General features: G+C 44.1%; 18 protein-coding genes. 12 read left to right on the forward strand and 6 right to left on the reverse strand.

Annotation, left to right across the window (positions count from 1 at the left end; genetic code table 11):
• Window positions 1-711 carry a sigma-54-dependent transcriptional regulator family protein gene (locus CS022_RS25810; protein WP_235869214.1) on the reverse strand — a complete coding sequence of 237 codons (711 nt, stop codon included), beginning with the start codon at window positions 709-711 and terminating at the stop codon, window positions 1-3.
• 241 nt (window positions 712-952) lie between these two features.
• On the opposite strand from CS022_RS25810, the gene CS022_RS03070 reads away from it, so the two are divergent.
• The 10 genes from CS022_RS03070 (at window position 953) to CS022_RS03115 (ending at window position 12674) form a co-directional block, all read left to right on the forward strand.
• Window positions 953-2032 (forward strand): ABC transporter ATP-binding protein, encoded by a 1080-nt coding sequence (locus CS022_RS03070; protein ID WP_129121042.1) that lies wholly within the window; start codon window positions 953-955, stop codon window positions 2030-2032.
• A gap of 10 nt (window positions 2033-2042) precedes the next feature.
• The gene (locus CS022_RS03075; protein ID WP_129121043.1) at window positions 2043-3179 is read left to right on the forward strand and encodes an ABC transporter ATP-binding protein; all 1137 of its coding nucleotides are present in this window, start codon (window positions 2043-2045) and stop codon (window positions 3177-3179) included.
• Window positions 3166-4032: a carbohydrate ABC transporter permease gene (locus tag CS022_RS03080; protein ID WP_129121044.1), complete on the forward strand. Its 867-nt coding sequence runs from the start codon at window positions 3166-3168 to the stop codon at window positions 4030-4032. The genes CS022_RS03075 and CS022_RS03080 overlap by 14 nt, the downstream gene beginning before the upstream one ends.
• Window positions 4033-4035: 3 nt before the next feature.
• Window positions 4036-4863, forward strand: a complete 828-nt coding sequence (locus tag CS022_RS03085) for a carbohydrate ABC transporter permease (RefSeq protein WP_129121045.1) — start codon at window positions 4036-4038, stop codon at window positions 4861-4863.
• Window positions 4864-4874: 11 nt separating this feature from the next.
• Entirely contained in the window at window positions 4875-5147 is a 273-nt protein-coding gene (locus CS022_RS03090; protein ID WP_129121141.1) for a DUF2160 domain-containing protein, read from the forward strand.
• A gap of 24 nt (window positions 5148-5171) precedes the next feature.
• On the forward strand, window positions 5172-6899 hold the full coding sequence (locus tag CS022_RS03095; protein ID WP_129121046.1) for an ABC transporter substrate-binding protein: 1728 nt from the start codon (window positions 5172-5174) through the stop codon (window positions 6897-6899).
• A gap of 1188 nt (window positions 6900-8087) precedes the next feature.
• Window positions 8088-8342 (forward strand): hypothetical protein, encoded by a 255-nt coding sequence (locus CS022_RS03100; protein WP_129121047.1) that lies wholly within the window; start codon window positions 8088-8090, stop codon window positions 8340-8342.
• Between the two features lie 371 nt (window positions 8343-8713).
• Window positions 8714-9175, forward strand: a complete 462-nt coding sequence (locus CS022_RS03105; RefSeq protein ID WP_161569543.1) for a DUF2726 domain-containing protein — start codon at window positions 8714-8716, stop codon at window positions 9173-9175.
• A 670-nt stretch (window positions 9176-9845) separates the two neighbouring features.
• Window positions 9846-11360, forward strand: coding sequence for an alanine/glycine:cation symporter family protein (locus tag CS022_RS03110; protein ID WP_129121049.1), 1515 nt, complete (start codon window positions 9846-9848; stop codon window positions 11358-11360).
• 252 nt (window positions 11361-11612) lie between these two features.
• On the forward strand, window positions 11613-12674 hold the full coding sequence (locus CS022_RS03115; RefSeq protein ID WP_129121050.1) for a lipase family protein: 1062 nt from the start codon (window positions 11613-11615) through the stop codon (window positions 12672-12674).
• A gap of 70 nt (window positions 12675-12744) precedes the next feature.
• On the opposite strand, the gene yciH is transcribed toward CS022_RS03115, so the two are convergent.
• Window positions 12745-13071: a stress response translation initiation inhibitor YciH gene (gene yciH, locus CS022_RS03120; RefSeq protein ID WP_129121051.1), complete on the reverse strand. Its 327-nt coding sequence runs from the start codon at window positions 13069-13071 to the stop codon at window positions 12745-12747.
• Between the two features lie 251 nt (window positions 13072-13322).
• Here yciH and CS022_RS03125 point away from each other — a divergent pair, with 251 nt between their 5' ends.
• Window positions 13323-14282, forward strand: a complete 960-nt coding sequence (locus tag CS022_RS03125; RefSeq protein ID WP_129121052.1) for a tyrosine-type recombinase/integrase — start codon at window positions 13323-13325, stop codon at window positions 14280-14282.
• On the opposite strand, the gene CS022_RS03130 is transcribed toward CS022_RS03125, so the two are convergent.
• Together CS022_RS03130 and CS022_RS03135 are read right to left on the reverse strand one after the other, a co-directional pair.
• The gene (locus CS022_RS03130) at window positions 14279-15292 is read right to left on the reverse strand and encodes a D-alanine--D-alanine ligase (RefSeq protein WP_129121053.1); all 1014 of its coding nucleotides are present in this window, start codon (window positions 15290-15292) and stop codon (window positions 14279-14281) included. The two genes, CS022_RS03125 and CS022_RS03130, sit on opposite strands and share 4 nt — an antisense overlap.
• A gap of 264 nt (window positions 15293-15556) precedes the next feature.
• Window positions 15557-16054, reverse strand: coding sequence for an SPOR domain-containing protein (locus CS022_RS03135; protein ID WP_129121054.1), 498 nt, complete (start codon window positions 16052-16054; stop codon window positions 15557-15559).
• Window positions 16055-16325: 271 nt separating this feature from the next.
• On the opposite strand from CS022_RS03135, the gene CS022_RS03140 reads away from it, so the two are divergent.
• Window positions 16326-19013 carry a bifunctional acetate--CoA ligase family protein/GNAT family N-acetyltransferase gene (locus tag CS022_RS03140; RefSeq protein WP_129121055.1) on the forward strand — a complete coding sequence of 896 codons (2688 nt, stop codon included), beginning with the start codon at window positions 16326-16328 and terminating at the stop codon, window positions 19011-19013.
• A 203-nt stretch (window positions 19014-19216) separates the two neighbouring features.
• Here the strand turns inward: CS022_RS03140 and CS022_RS03145 are convergent, their stop codons facing one another.
• Window positions 19217-19447 carry a DnaJ family domain-containing protein gene (locus CS022_RS03145; protein ID WP_161569544.1) on the reverse strand — a complete coding sequence of 77 codons (231 nt, stop codon included), beginning with the start codon at window positions 19445-19447 and terminating at the stop codon, window positions 19217-19219.
• Between the two features lie 166 nt (window positions 19448-19613).
• Complete coding sequence (locus CS022_RS03150) at window positions 19614-20084, reverse strand: cupredoxin domain-containing protein (protein ID WP_129121057.1); 471 nt, start codon at window positions 20082-20084, stop codon at window positions 19614-19616.
• Window positions 20085-20172: the final 88 nt, after the last annotated feature.

Here is a 20172-nt window from a genome sequence, read left to right on the forward strand (position 1 = left end):
TCACAACCTATTAATAAGTCGCTCGTCGGTTCGCAGCAACGATTTGCCAGATTCATCAAACGCCAAGATACCGGACCACTGACTGTCTATGTTGTCGCTGCTGGTATTAAAGAGAAACAGGAAGCAATGGTCTTTAAAGGTTGAAATGATCAGCTGATTTTCGACCGCTTGTGTCATCACTCTGACCATGCCGTTAACATGCTCAGTGGGTAGGTAGGCATCACTGGAGACATTCAATACACCCACCAGATCTCGCTCGCTGTCAAAAATCGGCGCAGCAGATGCCATCATATAGCGGTTAGCTATCAGGAAATGTTCGTCTTTACCAACCGATACCGCATCACCCGTTTGCAATGCCGTACCGACAGCATTCGTACCGTTGTATTGTTCACGCCAGCTCGTGCCAGATTCAAAGAGCAGGTTATCCATCTGCCCGAGAAAGTCCGGGCGTCCCCAGCGGGTCAATAGATTTCCTTCCCGATCAGCAAGCAACACCAAACTGTTGCTGTTAACGAGAATATTTTCATAGTACGGCAGCACCTGATCCTGCGTTGCGGACAGAAGCTCTTTTGCTTTGTCCTGACTATCCCGCCGATCGGTATCGTTGAGGCGAATTATTTCCGGGTGGCTGTTTGGCGATAGGCCGAAGTCACGGCAACGATCCCATGATTCTTGGATCGTTTGCTGGTGTTCTCGCGCAATATTGCTCATAAATGAGTTCCCTTTCGAGCGTTCGAGCATGAAATTTGCGCGTTCAGCATTGTTCACAAAGTGTTAACAGTCAACACCACTATTGCAACACCTCACCACTTCCAATCGGCTTTTATTCAGTAACATCATGAAAATTAGTGAGTTATTTATTTTAAGAAGTATTGGCATATTTTTCGCTTTATCTCTCCAAGCATGACATTGATTTTCGGTCGAGCCTTTGGCTCATGATAAAGGAGTGAACATGTCCTTGGTGTTAGAAAAGGTCACCCGAATAAGCAACAACGAAACTTGGCTAAGTGATATCAATCTCGAACTGGCTTCCGGTTCATTCAATGTACTTCTCGGCAGGACGCTGGCGGGAAAAACCAGCCTGATGAGACTTGTCGCCGGGCTGGATAAACCCTCGGAAGGGCGAATTCTGTTTAATGGTGTTGACGTCACTGGCGTAGCAGTGCGAAAACGCAATGTGTCTATGGTCTACCAGCAATTCATTAATTACCCCAACCTGACGGTTTTTGAAAATATTGCTTCTCCACTGCGCTTGGAAAAACAGACTGAATCTGAAATTAAAGATCGCGTGCTTGAAACGGCAAAAATGTTGCACATTGAACCTTATCTCGATCGCCTCCCTCTTGAACTTTCCGGCGGACAACAACAAAGAACCGCAATGGCGAGAGCCGTAGTCAAAAATGCCGACCTGATTTTATTTGATGAACCGCTTGTTAACCTGGACTATAAACTGCGGGAAGAATTGCGTCAGGAAATGCGCGAATTATTCGAAAGCAGAAATACCATTGCGGTGTATGCCACCACTGAACCCAATGAGGCGCTGGCGCTGGGCGGGAATGTGGTGTTGATGCATGAGGGGAGTGTTATTCAGTCCGGGCCAACCGCAAAGGTTTACCATACCCCAGCCTCTGTGACTTGCGCCGAACTGTTTGGTGAACCCCCTATCAATATGATTCAGGGCCATGTGAACAGAAAGAATGTGACGTTCGCAGAGCATGTGCATTTTCCGCTTAATACTGATCTTAGTGGTTTGCCCGAAGGGGCTTACCAGTTCGGTATTCGCCCCAACCATTTGAGTCTTGTTCCACACAATGACGATGATCTTGAATTGTCAGTGCATGTAGAGTTGGCAGAAATTAGTGGCAGCGAAACCTTTCTTCATGTTCGCAATCGCGATATCGCCATGGTGCTGCATTTACCCGGGGTGCACGACTACAACGTCGATCAGAAAATTAGCATTTATGTCCCCACCCACAAGCTATACGTGTTTGATCAGTCTCGCCGTCTGGTTCAGGCCGCGCGCCGCATTTAAGGGAATTGATATGGCTGAAATCATTCTTGAATCTCTTGCGCACAGTTATTTCGAATCACCCAAAACACACAGTGACTATGCGATAAGAAAAATGAACCACACCTGGCGAAATGGCGGTGCCTATGCACTGCTTGGGCCGTCCGGCTGTGGCAAGAGCACCATGCTCAATATTATCTCTGGCTTACTTGTACCCTCAGAAGGCAACATTCGCTTTGACGGTCAGGAAGTCAGTCACCTTGCCCCTGAAGACCGGAATATCGCGCAGGTTTTCCAGTTTCCGGTGGTCTACGACACCATGACAGTGTTCGACAATCTCGCCTTTCCACTGAGAAATATGAACGTGGCTGAGCCCCGGGTCAGATCACGCGTCACCGAAGTCGCAGAGCTCCTTGAGCTGACATCGGTATTGGATAAACGGGCAAGTAACCTGACGGCTGATGAAAAACAAAAAGTCTCAATGGGGCGTGGGCTCGTCAGAGACGATGTGTCAGCGATCTTGTTCGATGAACCGTTAACCGTTATCGACCCACACCTTAAATGGAAGCTGCGCCGGAAACTGCGTCAGATCCATGAACAGTTCAAAATCACCATGATTTATGTCACCCATGATCAACTTGAAGCAGCGACGTTTGCTGAAGAAATCGCGGTGATGTATGACGGCACCATTGTTCAGTTTGGCACCCCCAGAGAGCTCTTCGAACAACCTAATCACACTTTTGTTGGCTTCTTTATTGGTAGCCCGGGAATGAACTTGTTTCCTGTTACGGCCAATGAAAAGGGAGAACTCTTCCTTGAAGACGTCGAAATTCCTGTGACGGAAACCCAACGGCAGAGCGTGCTGAGTGCGGGTTCGGACAATATCAAACTTGGGATTCGGCCAGAGTTTGTTCACCTGTGGGAACAAAAACGCGACGACGCTTGGCAAGTGCCTGTCCAACACATTGAAGACCTCGGCACCTACAAAATCGTTACTGTGCGCTTTGCAAATCAGACTCTCAAACTCCGTGTCGCTGAAGAAGCCAAAGTGGACGACAAATACTGCTGGATAAGCTTTCCGTCGCAATGGTTAAAGCTCTATATCGATGAATATCTGACGGGTGAAGAACAGGCCGACAACGCAAAAGGAGTCACTCATGCACAAGACTGAAAATAATCATGCGTGGTGGCTGGTCCTGCCGGTCTTTTTGCTGGTTGCCTTCTCTGCCATCGTGCCATTAATGACCGTGGTTAATTATTCTATTCAGGATATTTTTGATCAGAATACGGCCTATTTCGTTGGCACCGAATGGTACAAAGAGATTCTTAACGATCCTCGCCTCCACGATTCTCTGCTGCGTCAGTTCATTTATTCGGGCTGTGTACTGTTGATAGAAATTCCGTTGGGAATTGCTGTAGCGCTCACCATGCCAGCCCGGGGTATGAAGGCTTCTTTGGTACTGATTGTGTTGGCCGTTCCGCTTCTAATTCCTTGGAACGTGGTCGGCACCATTTGGCAGATATTTGGACGTGCAGATATCGGTTTACTGGGCTGGTTTCTCAATAACCTTGGTGTTGATTACAACTATGCCTCGAACCCAGTTGATGCGTGGGTGACCGTGCTGGTGATGGATGTGTGGCATTGGACATCACTCGTTGCCCTACTCTGTTACTCCGGTCTTCGTGCCATCCCTGATGTTTACTACCAGGCAGCAAAAATTGATCGGGCCTCCAACTGGGCAGTATTCCGCTATATCCAGTTACCCAAACTGAAAAGCGTACTCTTGCTCGGCGTGTTATTGCGATTCATGGACAGCTTCATGATCTATACCGAGCCGTTTGTGTTAACAGGGGGAGGCCCGGGGAACTCAACCACATTCCTCTCTCAGGCTTTGACCAAGATGGCCGTGGGACAGTTTGACCTTGGACCAGCGGCAGCATTTTCAATCATCTACTTCCTGATCATCTTACTGGTGTGCTGGGTCTTCTATACCGCAATGACCAGTATGGACAATAGGAGCTAATTCATGACCAGACAACAAAATACTGCAAAGACCTACCGCAGGAAAACCATTGGTCTGATTACTTATATCGTGTTTCTCATGTTGCCGATTTATTGGCTGCTAATGATGTCATTCAAAACCAATGAAGAAATACTAGGCGGGCTGACCTTTTGGCCTCATAGCTTCACCTTGGCAAACTATGCGGTGATTTTCTCTGACCCGAGTTGGTACAACGGCTATCTGAATTCACTGACATACGTCACTATGAATACCATTTTGTCATTGATGGTGGCACTGCCCGCTGCCTATGCATTTTCTCGCTACAAGTTTGTTGGTGACAAGCATCTTTTCTTCTGGTTGCTGACCAACAGAATGGCGCCGCCAGCGGTCTTTTTGCTTCCCTTCTTCCAGCTATATAGCTCGGTGGGCTTGTTTGACACACACATCGCGGTGGCACTAGCACACTGTTTGTTCAATGTGCCACTTGCTGTGTGGATTCTTGAAGGTTTCATGTCGGGTGTCCCTCGCGAAATTGACGAGACCGCTTATATCGATGGCTACAATTTCCCCCATTTTTTCGTCCGGATTTTTCTGCCGATGATCCGTTCAGGTATCGGGGTAACCGCCTTCTTCTGCTTTATGTTCAGCTGGGTGGAGCTTCTGCTTGCCCGAACGCTGACCTCTGTCAATGCAAAACCGATTGTCGCCACCATGACTCGTACTGTCAGTGCCTCCGGGATTGACTGGGGTGTACTGGCAGCAGCTGGTGTTTTAACAATTGTGCCGGGCCTGCTGGTGATTTGGTTTGTAAGAAACCATGTCGCTAAAGGTTTCGCACTCGGACGTGTGTAAGGAGAGACATGATGAACTGGATGGCATGGACTCTACCGAGTGCGCTGTTTTTTATCACTATCGCCGTGATGTTAACGGCAATGACAGTCTTCGAAATCCTGCGGCCCTGTGTTGAACGGAAAGGCTTTTTACCTATCCAAACAACCCGCGGAGATCGACTCTTTATAGGCCTTCTCAGCAGTGCCTATATTCACCTGCTCTTCATCGGAATGACTGACCTGGCTATCTGGATCCCCTTTGGGATCTCGGTGGTATGGCTGGTAATTGTCCTTCGCTGGGGTTAGGAAACATCACTAAGGAGCAACACAATGAAGAAACTGAAAGCTCGACAAAAATGGACACCTCTGAGCATTGTTATCACCTTACTCTTGTCACCGGCAGCCTATGCAGACAGTTACTCCGATGCTGCGGCTAAATGGGTTGATGATGAGTTTTCTCCGTCCACACTGAGCCGAGATGAGCAAATACGTGAGATGCAATGGTTTATTGACGCCGCCAAGCCCTTCCGTGGTATGGATATCAAAGTCGTTTCCGAAACCATTACGACTCATGAGTATGAAGCTAAAGTGCTCGCTAAAGCGTTTGAGGAAATAACAGGAATTAAAGTTACACATGATTTGATTCAAGAAGGGGATGTGGTCGAAAAGCTGCAGACCGAAATGCAATCAAACCGCAGTATTTATGATGCTTACATCAATGATTCAGACCTGATCGGTACGCACTTTCGCTACGGCAAAGTTATTCCGATCAGTGACTACATGAAAGGAGATGGAAAGGACGTTACCCTGCCAACCTTGGATCTTAACGATTTCATTGGACTGAGCTTCACAACTGGACCGGACGGAAAGATCTACCAACTGCCGGATCAACAATTCGCCAACCTTTATTGGTTCCGTGCGGATTGGTTTGAGCGCGCTGATTTGAAAAGCCGATTTAAAGAAATTTACGGCTATGAACTCGGTGTGCCTGTGAACTGGTCAGCCTATGAAGACATTGCCGAGTTCTTCAGCGTCCATGTCAAAGAGATCGATGGTGAGAAAGTCTATGGTCATATGGACTATGGTAAGAAAGATCCCTCTCTGGGGTGGCGTTTTACTGATGCTTGGTTCTCTATGGCTGGCACGGGTGATAAAGGTATCCCTAATGGTAAACCTGTTGATGAATGGGGTATCCGCGTTGATGGTTGCCGTCCGGTTGGGTCAAGTGTTTCCCGCGGTGGTGCAACGAATGGCCCTGCAGCAGTATACGCAACCAGCAAGTACGTCGATTGGCTGAGAGAATTTGCGCCACCCGAAGCACAGGGCATGACGTTCTCAGAAGCCGGACCTGTTCCTGCACAAGGCAGCATTGCTCAGCAAATATTTTGGTATACCGCCTTTACTGCTGACATGACTAAGCCGGGCCTTGCCGTAGTTAACCCAGATGGCACACCTAAATGGCGGATGGCTCCCTCTCCGAAAGGGCCATATTGGCAAGAAGGCATGAAATTAGGTTATCAGGATACTGGTTCTTGGACATTAATGAAGTCAACAGAACCTATGCGACGCAAAGCGGCATGGTTATACGCTCAGTTTACCGTCGCAAAAACCGTGTCACTGAAGAAAACCTTGGTAGGTTTGACGCCTATCCGCGAATCTGACATTAACTCGGACGCAATGACTGAAGTGGCACCAAAACTTGGCGGTCTCGTCGAGTTCTACCGCAGCCCTGCCCGTGTTCAATGGACACCGACGGGTACCAATGTGCCGGATTATCCGAAACTTGCCCAATTGTGGTGGCAGTATATTGCGGAAGCTGCCAACGGAGAGAAAACACCTCAGGAAGCGTTAGATGGCTTGGCGAAAGCCCAAGATCGCGTCTTACAACGTCTTGAACGCGCAAACGTTCAAGGCGAATGTGGACCAAAACTTAATAAACCACAAGATGCAAACTACTGGTTAAGCCAGCCCGGTTCACCAAAGGCCAAACTGGCTAATGAGAAGCCAAAAGGTATGACGATTAGTTATAGCGAGCTATTAAAGTCTTGGGGTAATTGATACTCATTCTGACGAAAATATGCCCCATCAAGAGCCTGCTCGTTTAGCGGGCTCTTTCTACTAATATAAAGTCATAACTCTAAATGTTATTTTGAAAAATAATGCCATCACTCCATATTTAAATAATAAAAAATATTAATATATGAATTCATTTATTTAGTTACTTACATTTAGATGACACAAATAGATTGCTTTATATCTTTTTGATTGGGATATAATGCCATAAATTTCATATATATTAGAACATCATATTACTTACGTGTCATTTTTTAGACCTTTGACAGGTTTAAGTAACAGAAAGGTAATGTAATTAAAAAAAATCTCATTATAATATGCTCTCTCAATCTCATACAAAACGAGACAGGGTTGCCTCTATTTAAACTGAAATTACTCTGCTGAAACTTGAGAATCTAATTTAAAATAATTATTGATATATCATGAGCAATAAATATGTGTTTATTTGCTGCGTCTTTCTTTTGAACGCACCAATTCAGTTGTTTGCATTGTCGCCTGATCAATCAGCTTTTGGACTCCCTTCTGCTGACTTTTGGTGTATTCCCTTTTCGCGACAAAACCCACTTGTAACAGACGAAAAGACTTTGTATTCGGAACTGCTGGGTGATCGTATATCAATGATTGTAGAAGCTGACCGTAAGGGCACAAAAAATCGTAGGTCTATTGGTGACAGGCTCAGGTTAGACCATCAGTTCAGTGATCAAAGTGCAATATCATATTTTTCATTTCGTCAGCCTCCAAGTAGTTATAGTGCATTAAAGGTAATAATTGATTACGTTAATCAGATATCAGTATCAGGACTCAAACTCACAAAAAACAGCCCTTTGAATATGCAAAGGGCTGACCGAAGTAGACTTTTTACTTCAAGGGAGGTGTGCCGATTAACAGAAGTCCAGAGGAAATGGAGTTAACCTCTTTCATCCACAGAAACGACGTTAATAATTGGTAGGAAGTGAAACAACCTGTAATGGTAAAAAGTTTGATTCCGCTTCAAGGACTTGCGACCAATTGTAAGTGTGAACCAGACAAGTTCTGAGATTGATTCAGCTCCCAATGACATCTTTTTTGTCTTTTCAAAGACAAGATATAAAGTGCCGAGGCATAAATATGAATGAATTAAATTATTTCTGTCTCAGCTTTTTCAGTACACATGCGCAAACTAAAGAGGAATAAATGGCAATAACAGTTCGAGGCATAGAGAAACATCAGCAAATGACTGATCGCCTCAAAGACATCACAAATAAAGTCACCCTGTCTGGTGCACTTATAGAGGGCGGCTACATTGCTGTAAAATACCATGAGCTTTATATTGAGGAGAAAAAGAGATCTGAACTTCTCAAGCTCGAACTGGAAGGTTTACAAAGAAAAGTGAACGCGTATGTTTCTTCAATGGAGTCTCTCAAGCTGTCTGATAAAGACGACGTATAAATAAGTTGAGGGCAAACAATATCGTTTGCTCTTACTCCACTTTCCTTCTTCATCTTACCAAAGTATTTTACGTATAGGACTGATTAACTAGTACATTGCTTAACCTCACTTCACAATTATATTTTCATTAAAAATATAATTACCATTTATTTCAGGTAAAAAGAGTGTCCTGTCGAGTTAATGAGTACAAAGATTGCCTCTGTATATTCACTTTGCTGAAATACGGTTGGTATTGATAATTATTGGTTTTTACAATCATGACTGCTTCGTACTTTCTTGCATATATCGCAGGAGGGATTTCATTATATTCGCTTCTACTAATACATAAGAAAATTTTAAAAAACATAGCCACATTTAAATGCAAAAAAAAGATGGCTATGTTTACTCGGCCTGAATCTGCCTTTCTCACCCTATTGGAACTCGCTATTACTCAGCAATATCGTGTATTTGCAAAAGTGAGAGTAGGCAATGTTGTTACATCTTATCGGGCATCCAGTAAAGTTGCATCCGAATTGGCCAATGAACTTCTCTCCGCAAACCACTTTGATTTCATTCTTTGTAACAAATACGACCTTTCTGTTGTTGCTGCTATCACTCTTGAGGCCACTCAAGACCGATCAAAGAAGAAATCGAATGAACAAAAAACAAAGCTAATAGAAAACATCTGTAAACAGGCTAAGATTCCACATGTCATGTTTAGGAGCTCAGTCAAATATACGCCATTGGAAATAGCAAACACGTTGAGACGAAAAAGAATAAAAATTGAACAGGTTGTCGAAGAAACTAAACAACCTAAATGGCGAAAACCGAGTCGATTAGCGCGTCAAACTTAGAAATTCCAATCAACAAACTATAAAACCACTTTTAAATACATTTGCAGATATTTACTCTAATTGCATTTTTACGCATAAAATAGCTGTAATTTAGAATTTTAACCCAACAATTTCGATTTAATATTTTACAAGCTAATCACTCCATCAATAGTTAGATATTGAACCATTTGTTTCATGTATTGAAATTTACCATTCATAACTCCTTAGCTCTCTTACAAAAACCATTTTTCAAACTATCATTCGTGTAATAAAAACATACAAGCTGTGCATTCAACAATGCGGCACGATAACAGAGAATAATCAATGGCTTACTACTATTCTATGCAATTTGGGTCATCACAATACTCCCGCATCACAGCTTTAATCTGGAGAAGTCGTTGTCGCTTCACCTTCCTTCCAGAAAAGTCATCAAGAATATTTTTGTCTCATCCAGATTGGTTAATAAAGAACCATTTCTGTATGCAAAAATGCTTCCTATCAACAATTTATGTGACATGATGCGTCACTTTAAACGATTGATCAGAGACTTAGGGTGTATTCCATTGTGGAATACACCAAGAGCGTTCACTCATATATGTTGATTAGCATATATAAATCAGAACATTTAACTGGCGAAATTTTAAACATCACATTTCGTCATGTTTTTATAAAACAGAAAAAGGAAATTCAAATGTTAGTGAGACGATTATTGTCGGCTCTCGGCCTCTTCTTGTTGTCTTCTCAAGCCCATGCGGAAGGAATTGATGACAAAATTAATGAGATCGTTGCGCCAGTTGTAAACCCATTTGTAGAGATGATTTTTTCATCCATCCCTCTCCCCTTTACAGATGTTCAAGCACCTTGGATTGTTATTTACCTTGTCATTGCTGCCATCTTTTTCACTTTCTTCCTTGGTTTCATCAACGTACGCGGTTTCGGTCATGCCGTTAACCTCGTTCGTGGCGCATACACTGGGCCAAATGATAAAGGTGAGGTATCACACTTTCAGGCACTGGCAACAGCACTCTCTGGCACTGTTGGTTTAGGTAACATTGGAGGTGTTGCTATAGCTGTCAGTATTGGTGGCGCAGGTGCAACATTCTGGATGATTCTTGCTGGTCTTTTGGGCATGTCTACAAAGTTTGTGGAATGCTCGCTTGGTGTAAAATATAGAAACACAAACCCTGACGGTTCCGTTTCTGGCGGTCCTATGTACTACCTCAGCAAGGGCTTATCTAACCGAGGAAATCCCGCATTGGGTCGTACGCTTGCCGTTTTGTTCTCGATCTTTGCGATTGGCGGTGCCGTCGGTGGCGGTAACATGTATCAAGCTAATCAGGCTTTCGTGCAAGTTGTGGGAGTAACTGGTGGTGAAGCATCATTCCTTGCAGATAAAGGTTGGTTGTTTGGCTTGGTTATGGCGGCGATTGTTGGCTTTGTGATTATTGGTGGCATCAAGTCCATTGCCAAAGTTACGGAAAAAGTTGTGCCATTCATGGCTCTGGTCTACGTCGGTGGCGCATTGATAATCATTCTGATGAATCTTGGATCAGTGGGTGATGCCTTCGCTGCAATTTTCAACGGTGCATTTACTGGAGAGGGCGTTGCTGGTGGTGTGATTGGAGCAATGATCCAGGGCTTCAAGCGCGCTGCGTTTTCGAATGAAGCAGGTGTCGGTTCTGCGGCGATTGCTCACTCAGCAGTAAAAACGAAAGAACACATGTCTGAAGGTTTTGTATCCCTTTTAGAACCTTTCATTGATACCGTTGTGATTTGTACGATGACGGCACTGGTTATTATTATCACTGGTCAACTATATGACGGACAAACATTAAGCGGTGTTGCATTGACGTCAGCAGCATTTGAAAGCTCTATCTCCTGGTTTCCGTACGTACTTGTTGTTGCTGTAGTGTTGTTTGCTTTCTCGACTATGATTTCGTGGTCCTATTACGGATTGAAAGCATGGAGCTATTTATTCGGAGAGAGTACAAAAGCTGACCTTACCTTCAAAATCATTTTCTGTGGTTTCGTTGTCATCGGCGCATCTATGAATTTGGGGCCCGTAATCAACTTCTCAGATGCAATGATCTTTGCCATGGCACTAGTGAACATTGTTGGCCTCTATATCCTCTCAGGTGAGATTAAGAAGGATATGGAAGACTACCTTGCTCGCTTATCAAATGGATCAATCGTTAAATACAAATGAGTTAGCTCTCTACCCGTTGTATTCGTGATGTTAGCAGCGGTAGACAAAAGGGCGCACCAGCGCCCTTTTTATTGTTTATCAAACTGTAATACGGTTTAAAACGTGCTTGATACTCTTCATAGAAAAACACCTGATAGATACTAGTATCAAAAGTGAGTCACTTTTTATCTAGCCGTTCAAGTATAAATCTTCCACGCTTTACTTAAGAAGCGATTAATAATAATTAATTTTATATTTAAGGAAGAATAAATTATGTTGCGCTCTACAATTTCAAAGGTAGCACTTTCTGCTAGCCTTTTGCTTAGCTCTGCCAATATACATGCTCTTGATTTAGAGCTATTAACTGAAATTGACGATTTTATCTTCAGTTCATATTTACCAGATGCAATGCACCCTAATTACGACTACTCAGACGGCGCCTCTTCGACAACGATACATTCTGGTCATCCAGACTCCGCCACTGCACAAGATGCCTTGTTTTATCTTGAGTTTGCAGAGAAGGTCCACAACTGGCCAATACATAACGGAAATACTCCTGATGGCTGGAAGGCGTTACATAATTTCTCGGATACTGAGTCAGGCTTTGATGCTACGTTTTATCTTAAAAAAAGTGGTATTACTGAAGGGGTTCTTGCATTCAGAGGGAGCGAGCTAGGTGTAAAAGACTGGATAACTAACGGCGAAATGGCCGCAGGTTTGGTGCCAGACCAATATATGCAAGCTATCAATGCTTATAAAGAAGTCAGACAACTCTACCCAACAGTCACTGACATTACATTTACAGGCCACAGCCTTGGGGGTGGGTTAGCCACTGCAGCGGCAATATACAGTGGATACCCTGCATATGCTTATGACGCGTCAGGTATCGGGAAATCCGTTCTTCAGTGGATCAAAAAACAAATCAAAGAAGATGGCCGCAAAGCGAAAACGTGGAAAGACAATGCACGTAATATTAAAAACTTCAACTTAGAGAATGAATTTGTTTCGGACAAAGACAGTCAACAAGATGCTGATACGCTCGGTGACTCAAGGCAGCACGGCGATATTTGGTATATCTCTGACGATGGCTTTGTCGGCATTCTGGTTATGGACTTCACACGTCACTTTACAACACCGTTGAAAGAAGAGCTGGTTGATATAGCCAATGGTACCAACAAAAATGGTGAATGTTACTGGGATTGGGTTGGCCCTTTGTATCTTTATATTTGTGACAACGATGATCTCGAAACTCTAGCTTGGACAATTAATTTTACTATCAATGGACTCCAAGAAGCCTTTGATGACTTAAATGACCTGTTTGATCACGAAAATTAATTGAAGCATTTGCCCCAGCGAACCGTCAGCTGGGGCAAGTTAAGAAAGGTGCCCAAAGCACCTTTCTTTTTTATCCACCAGCTAATTTTACTGTGTGGCCTTTTTTCTCTAGATGCATTTTGATTTGGTCTCTCTTGTCACCTTGAATCTCAATAACGCCATCTTTCACTGAGCCACCACAGCCACAGACTTTTTTTAATTCAGCAGCCACCAGCTTTAGTGCTGCATCATCAAGATCTAGCCCTGTAACAAGACACACACCTTTGCCTTTTCGTCCTTTTGTCTGCCGCTGCACACGAACAATTCCGTCGCCTTTTTCTCTTATAGAACTTTGTTTTTCTTCTTTAATTCGGCCAGTCTCAGTGGAGTAAACCAGACGGCTGCTGTCGTTGCTCATAAATTATCCGGGTCAGTTCGTTGATTTAAGGCTATGTTAGCAAAACTCTTTGCTTACTGATATTCAGCCATGATCGACTGATTACAAAATGTATAAAAGGTTTCATTTTTGCCTGGGCACTTTTCGCACCTCAAAAAGCATAAAGTCGTGTACTGGCACAATTTGCTTGTTAGTTTGATGAACAAATTTGCCTTTTGAGTATGTATCGATCAGTATCATTCTAATCACATATATTTAGTTATAGTGCGCTAATGAAAAAGATAACCCCAATCAGTGATGAAGATGAGATAAAAGCCAGTGTTATTCGATTCAGCCGAGCTGAGATTGATATCGAAGAGTGGAAAAAACTGACTCAGGGTCAGTACAGCCATAATTCACTGCTCAGTTTTCAGAATGACTGGAAGACCTTTGTTGTTCATTGCCAAACGAATGGTTTGTGCCCTTTGCCCGCAGATGTAAATACGGTAAGAAATTTTGCCGAACTTCAGTCCAAAGAGCGTAAGATTTCAAGTGTCAGGCGCTACACCGTTACAATCTCTTTAGTACACCGTTGTCATAGTTTTAAAGACCCAGCGAGACACCGGGAAGTCAAATTTCTCATGAACCGGTTACTACAAGAAAAATCCGACCAGGCTGGTCAAGCCAATGCTTTTCATGTAGGTCATCTCGATGCATTGATTGATAAGTTGTCATCCAGTGAAAGGCTAAAGGATATTCGTGATTTGCTGATATGGGCGTTATCTTTCGAAGGCATGCTAAAACGCAGCGAACTCGCTGCCCTGCCCTTTGAATCTATTCTCATCGAGGATGATGTCTGCCAATTAGCAGTGGGAGAAACAACCATAGCACTCAGTAGCAAAACCAAAGAGATTATTGACAAATGGTTTCTGCTATCGGGTATTACGACGGGTCCATTACTGAGAAGAATCAACAAGCACCAACAGCTTGGCGACAAGCCCATGGATCACTCTTCCATCTACCGCGTTTTTCGTCGCGCCGCTACTGAACTTGGACTAGATTCAGTGACGTTTTCAGGGCAGTCGCCACGCGTGGGTGCAAGTCAGGATTTAGCAGACGCGGGAAGAAGCATTAAAGAAATTCAGTATCAAGGAAGGTGGAAAAGCCCGGCGATGCCTGCTCAGTACGTCGGTAATAAGCAGGCAAAGGAAGAATCGATGAGTCGCTACAAGCGTAAATTGGACAAAGATTAAGATGTCAACGAAGACTTCGCATTCAGCCCACGGTCGATACAACTCGCAAGGTAGTCGGCAAATGAGTGGCCATTGTGCTCAACAAGCTTCGGGAACATAGAAATTGGCGTCATGCCTGGAAACGTGTTGATCTCGTTCAGAAGCACTTTTCCATTTGGGGTCAAAAAGAAATCGATTCGCGACAGATCCTTGAGTTTCAAATGTATAAAGGCTTTTCTCGCCATCTCTCGCATCTGTGAGGTTTGCTCTTCAGTGAGGTTTCGAGGGTCGAGTGTTGTCTCACTATGGCTGTCTGAACTGTACTTTTCATCATAGGTATAGAATGTGTCTGAAGGACAACAAATCTCACCGGGGTTGGTAACAATAATTTCGTCACCATATTGATAAGCCGCAACCTCAAGCTCTCTTGGTTTGACAGCTTGTTCGATCAAAACTTGCTCAGAATATTCGAATGCGTTATCGATGGCTGTTCTCACCGCCGATTTATCATTCACTTTGTAACAACCGACAGATGAGCCCTGACAAGCTGCTTTAACAAATAGGGTTCCCCATTTGTCGAAGGCAGCTTCTCCGTCACGGTATGCTTGCTCACTTTGCTCCGAAAGAAATATATAAGGGGTGTTTTCTATTCCAATGGCATCAAACCACAGTTTCGATGTGATTTTGTTGAAGCAAATATTACTAGCTGCTGAGTCACAGCCCATGTAGGGCAAACCCGCGAGCTCAAACAAAGACTGAATTTCACCTGTTTCGCCAGGGAAACCGTGAATACAGGGAACAACGTAATCAAGTGTGACTTTACGATCGCCGACCGTCAGTACTTTATCTAAATCAAGGCGACAAGCTGCATGACTCTCTGAACGCCAACCTACTGACGTTATTTCAACACGGGTAACGTTCAGGGATGGAATCGTACTTAGGACACTCTCCAGGTAATTCGCTGATACCAGTGAGACTTCATGTTCTGCGCTTCCACCGCCACACAACAGTAAGACTTCGATTTTTTTCATACTCTTACTCACTCATTCCCACCAATGCTTAATAAGGGAAATTCAAAATGCTGCAAATCCATTTGCTAAATATGCATCAATCTTAACGCAAACCCCTGATTCCTTTCATCAACAAATCGCCACGTATAATCGCTTATGGGAAGAAAAATACTAGTTTGCTTGTCTCTCGTTGGTATTTTGAACCATCAGGCAACAAAAAGCCGCCTAATTTCACTGAAAAGGCGGCCTCAATAGCAATCAAACCTCGTGGGTGACTTTAGTCAACTAGTTAATTTTCACCATGTCAGGGTTAGCTGATTTCTTTATCGAAGAAATCGAGCGAATGAAGGGTTTTTGTTCCTTGATGATGTTGGGTAATGCGTTCAGCTTTTTACTTGCGGACTGCTTTGAAGGAAACGAGCCGTACAACAGTGTATACCAAGGAAGGCCATCTATTTTTTTCATGTTGGACCAAAGAGGCTGATCGGAAGGAAGCATATCGGCATAACCCTTCAGCCCACTTTTGTAGCTCAACGCAACAACCTGAATAGTATAACGCGTTGATTCCACCTTTTTCTTTGGCTTCGTTATTTTCTTTGCCGCTGTTTTGACAGTCGGTTGCTTTACCTCCGTCATTTGAGATTCAGCAGGCTTAGGTACAGCTACTTTTGGTTGCTCTGTCGACGTGATCTCTTCAGTCTGTGAGAGCAATACAAGTTGTTGGGTTCTATCGGCACAACCAACCATGGTCAAAACACACAAAAATAGAACAGTGATTTTCATAAACATTCGTCTTTAATGTTTGTTTTATTCAGTGTGTAGTCATGTGAGAAATCATTCAAATTTCAATCGACTACTTCGGGGTACAATCTGCGTTTGGTCACAAAACACCACTTTATCACGAAGCTAGCCTGCTCAACAGGCGTTAGAAAGTAGCATCTGCGAGAGATCGCGCAATTCCATCCCCTGACATTGATCTTCGTTCACTCCATATCGTGCTGATCACGCTAGAATATTGGAAAGTAATCATCCTTACGTGAAAGCAGGAGCCACAATGGATGGATTAGACGCCTTATTTAAACCTCGTTCAATAGCTGTTGTTGGTGCATCCAACACACCCGGTCGTGCTGGAAACCTTGTCATTAAAAACCTCCAAAGCGGAGGGTTCAAAGGACCAATAATGCCAGTCACACCAAAACATCAAGCCATTGCTGGCATTTTGGCTTATCCGGATATTGATGCACTTCCTCTGATACCCGATTTAGCCGTGGTGTGCACTGCTGCTATTCGCAACGTTGACTTAGTCCGTGACCTTGGTAAAAAAGGCGTAAAGCTGGCGTTAGTTCTGGCTGCTGATATGAAGCAGACACTGGCAGACGATGGCAGAACAGTGCTGGAGCACATGCAAGAGGCTGCTAAAGAGTCTGGCATCAGACTAATCGGACCAAACAGCCTCGGTTTGATTCTCCCTTGGTTAAATCTCAACGCAAGTTTCGCTCCTGTACCTGCTAACCGCGGTAACATCGCTTTCATTTCTCAGTCATCAGCGGTATGTACAACAATACTCGATTGGGCAAAAAACAAACGAATAGGCTTTTCGGTCTTTTTGTCTATTGGTGAAGCTTGCGACATCGACTTCCCGGAGCTTCTGGATTACCTCAGTCGAGAGAGTAAAACCAATGCCATCTTGCTTTATATAGACAATATTAGGAACGCAAGACAGTTTATGTCAGCGGCTAGGGCCGCCGCACGAAACCGAAGAATACTGGTGCTCAAAGCAGGACGAACTCAGGAAGCCGCTACAGCGCTAAGGCACCTCAGAGACTACCCGGCAGGTCTTGATGCCGCTTATGATGCAGCCATTCGACGTTCCGGTATGCTCCGGGTAAAAACGACACCAGAATTGTTTGCGGCTGTAGAAACACTTTCGCATTCACAGACGCTTCGCGGGGAGCGCCTAGCCATATTGTCAAATGGTGGTGGGCCTGCCGTAATGGCATTAGATGCGCTTCTCGAGGAAGGTGGAAAACTTGCAACCTTAAGCGATGAAACAACAGCTGAAATGAATGCGTTACTTCCAGTGAGCTGGTCTGGCGGCAACCCCGTGGATATCGTCGGTGATGCAGATATAGAAAGATACTTGAAAGCCATTCGTCTGCTTTTGTACAAAGATGAAGCTGACGCCATATTGATCATGCACTCTCCCTCTGCATCTGCACCGGGTTTAGCAACAGCCAAAGCTGTGATTGACCTCATCAAAAATGAGCCTCGCGCCAAACGTTTCAACATCATCACCAACTGGCAAGGCGAAAGCGACGACGCAGCTGTTTCTCGATTGGCCTTTACACATTCTGGTATTCCAACTTATCGTACACCGGAAAGTGCGGTTACTGCATTTATGCACATGGTCGAGTACCGTCGAAACCAAAAGCAGCTTATGGAAACACCAACGTCTATCGGAGAAATTGATTACGACATAGACAAAAGCCGCGGGCACATTAAACAAGCCATCGACGAAAAGAAAAACTTACTGAATACCCATGAGGTGAAACCTATCCTCGAGTGTTACGGCCTTAACGTAATGCCAACATGGTTAGCCTCAGATGCATCAGAAGCCGCACAAATAGCAGAGCAAGTTGGCTATCCAGTTGCCGTCAAACTGAGCTCACAGGACATCCAACACAAATCAGCCGTGCATGGTGTCATGCTAGACCTGAATAATAGCGCCGAAGTGGCTAATGCGGTTCAAATGATCATGGACCGGGTATCAATCTCCTATCCCAGCGCCCACATAGATGGCCTACAAATTCAAAGTATGGCCAATCGCGCCGGGGCGCACGAAATTAAGATCAGTGTCAGAAAGGACCCTGTCTTCGGCCCTATCATTCTTATCGGTGAAGGTGGGCAAACATGGGACATGAACAAGGATGCAGCGGTGGCTATTCCCCCGCTAAACATGACACTGGCAAGATACCTTGTTATCAGTGCTATCAAGTCAGGAAAAATTCGTCCGCGTAATCACCCTACTCAATTGGATATGGACTCACTCTGCCACTTTTTAGTGACGCTGTCACAAATAATTATTGATTGCCCTGAAATATCCTCTCTTGATATTGACCCGCTCATGGTGACAGGAACAAAACTAACGGTTCTTGATTGTTCCATGACACTAGATACGTTTGACGGAGATATCCAACAACGGTTGGCGATTCGCCCATACCCCAAAGAGTTAGAAGAAAATGGTGCGCTGAGGGATGGCAGAAAAATTCTTCTCCGGCCTATCCTTCCCGAGGATGAACCTTTCCACAAAGCCTTTGTTGAAAAGGTATCGGTCGAAGACTTGTATAAACGATTCTTTTCAGACGTCGGCGAACTGAATCACGAGGCACTGGCCAACCTGACACAAATCGATTACGACCGTGAAATGGCATTTCTTGCGGTCTGTAAAGATGACCACATTGACCATAATGAAATTCTCGGTGTGGTAAGGGCTTTGGCCAACCCTGAACATACCGAAGCTGAGTTTGCGGTTCTCGTTCGATCAGATCTAAAAGGAATGGGGCTTGGTAACGTGTTGATGAACAAAATCATCGAATATGCCAAACAAAGCGGTATCAGACACCTGACGGGAATGACGATGCCCTCAAATCAGGGGATGGTCGCGTTAGCACAGAAACTTGGCTTTGAAGTCGACGTTCAGTTTCAGGATGGCACAGTAGATTTAAAGCTTTTTCTAGACTAATTCTATTTGGAAACGAGCCACATAGGCTGGCTCGTTTTATATTTATGACGTTTAATGCGAACAGCTCTTTAAGGGCTGTCACACATCCTACTTTAGAACGTTCATTTTTAATTCGAGTTCGAAAATTTCCTTTTTTAACGCTTCGATTTTACTGCTATCACTCAGCGTTTTAAGTAAATCACGCTTTTCGTTTATCAGCTTTTTCAGTTCAAGCTTGGGTGGTAATACACCGGCATTTTTAAGGACCGGTAGCCTGCTCTCAGCTCTTGCGGGGATTTAAAGTAGTCATCAAAATCAAGTGTTTTACCCTTGAAAGGATTGTTTTGAAGCTCTTTAGTTTTCTCAGCCTCCCTCATCCAGCGGTCGACAGCACTTTCAACCAGACGTTCGCTGTCGGTAAGCTTAGCGTCTTGTGCATTGTATTTTGTCATCATTCATCCTCAACACTAAAAAACTGAGGATATTATCTCGCCAAACATGATGTTTTTTTGGAAAAAAAACATTGATTTCGATTGGGTACACTTCCGAGATTTATTCTTTGCAGGGCACATTACACATTTGTGAAGGCAACATTTTAACGCTATGAATTAAAAGATATAGTTATTCCTCTACCACAGTGATGTAATACTCTCCTGCTTCATAATGACCGGGCATATTACAGGCGAAAATAACAACCTTTCCTGGGTTATCAAATCGCCATTTCAACGATTTCGTTTGACCGGGAGCCAACAGAATGGCGTTGCTAAATGAAGTCTGTGCATTCTCAGCTGTTCCTCTCAGCGCCCTTATTTTTCTTTTGTGTTTTAATTGCTCCGCTTTGTCCCCAATGAAGAACTCATGGCGGATCCTTCCTCTATTGGTCACCACAAAATTGATGATGTTCCCTGCTTTGACCACTGGTTTTTCAGAAAACTTCATTTGAAACGTATCATCGAGTGTCACTCTGATTTCCGTAGCAAGGGCAAACTCATCTGCCGGTGCACCAACACTGCTTACAGCGGCGACTGATGGCCTACAAAGCACGAACATCGCACTCATGGCAATTGCCCCTAAAGCAAAACGACTTTTCATTGTAATTCCTTTACTTGCGAAGTTTACGCACTTACTAACTGTAAGCTATTTAAGTGGGTTCTGATGTTCAATCTGCGAGTATCTGCTT

The organism is Veronia nyctiphanis (assembly GCF_004116385.1).
Taxonomy (GTDB): domain Bacteria; phylum Pseudomonadota; class Gammaproteobacteria; order Enterobacterales; family Vibrionaceae; genus Veronia; species Veronia nyctiphanis.

Coding starts and splice junctions, on each gene's coding strand:
- CS022_RS25810 (WP_235869214.1), bottom strand. CDS start 711: ATGAGCAATATTGCGCGAGAACACCAGCAAACGATCCAAGAATCATGG.
- CS022_RS03080 (WP_129121044.1), top strand. CDS start 3,166: ATGCACAAGACTGAAAATAATCATGCGTGGTGGCTGGTCCTGCCGGTC.
- CS022_RS03150 (WP_129121057.1), bottom strand. CDS start 20,084: ATGAAAAGTCGTTTTGCTTTAGGGGCAATTGCCATGAGTGCGATGTTC.
- CS022_RS03090 (WP_129121141.1), top strand. CDS start 4,875: ATGAACTGGATGGCATGGACTCTACCGAGTGCGCTGTTTTTTATCACT.
- CS022_RS03100 (WP_129121047.1), top strand. CDS start 8,088: ATGGCAATAACAGTTCGAGGCATAGAGAAACATCAGCAAATGACTGAT.
- CS022_RS03125 (WP_129121052.1), top strand. CDS start 13,323: ATGAAAAAGATAACCCCAATCAGTGATGAAGATGAGATAAAAGCCAGT.
- CS022_RS03075 (WP_129121043.1), top strand. CDS start 2,043: ATGGCTGAAATCATTCTTGAATCTCTTGCGCACAGTTATTTCGAATCA.
- CS022_RS03135 (WP_129121054.1), bottom strand. CDS start 16,054: ATGAAAATCACTGTTCTATTTTTGTGTGTTTTGACCATGGTTGGTTGT.
- CS022_RS03095 (WP_129121046.1), top strand. CDS start 5,172: ATGAAGAAACTGAAAGCTCGACAAAAATGGACACCTCTGAGCATTGTT.
- CS022_RS03140 (WP_129121055.1), top strand. CDS start 16,326: ATGGATGGATTAGACGCCTTATTTAAACCTCGTTCAATAGCTGTTGTT.
- CS022_RS03115 (WP_129121050.1), top strand. CDS start 11,613: ATGTTGCGCTCTACAATTTCAAAGGTAGCACTTTCTGCTAGCCTTTTG.
- CS022_RS03085 (WP_129121045.1), top strand. CDS start 4,036: ATGACCAGACAACAAAATACTGCAAAGACCTACCGCAGGAAAACCATT.
- CS022_RS03145 (WP_161569544.1), bottom strand. CDS start 19,447: ATGATGACAAAATACAATGCACAAGACGCTAAGCTTACCGACAGCGAA.
- CS022_RS03110 (WP_129121049.1), top strand. CDS start 9,846: ATGTTAGTGAGACGATTATTGTCGGCTCTCGGCCTCTTCTTGTTGTCT.
- yciH (WP_129121051.1), bottom strand. CDS start 13,071: ATGAGCAACGACAGCAGCCGTCTGGTTTACTCCACTGAGACTGGCCGA.
- CS022_RS03070 (WP_129121042.1), top strand. CDS start 953: ATGTCCTTGGTGTTAGAAAAGGTCACCCGAATAAGCAACAACGAAACT.
- CS022_RS03130 (WP_129121053.1), bottom strand. CDS start 15,292: ATGAAAAAAATCGAAGTCTTACTGTTGTGTGGCGGTGGAAGCGCAGAA.
- CS022_RS03105 (WP_161569543.1), top strand. CDS start 8,714: ATGGCTATGTTTACTCGGCCTGAATCTGCCTTTCTCACCCTATTGGAA.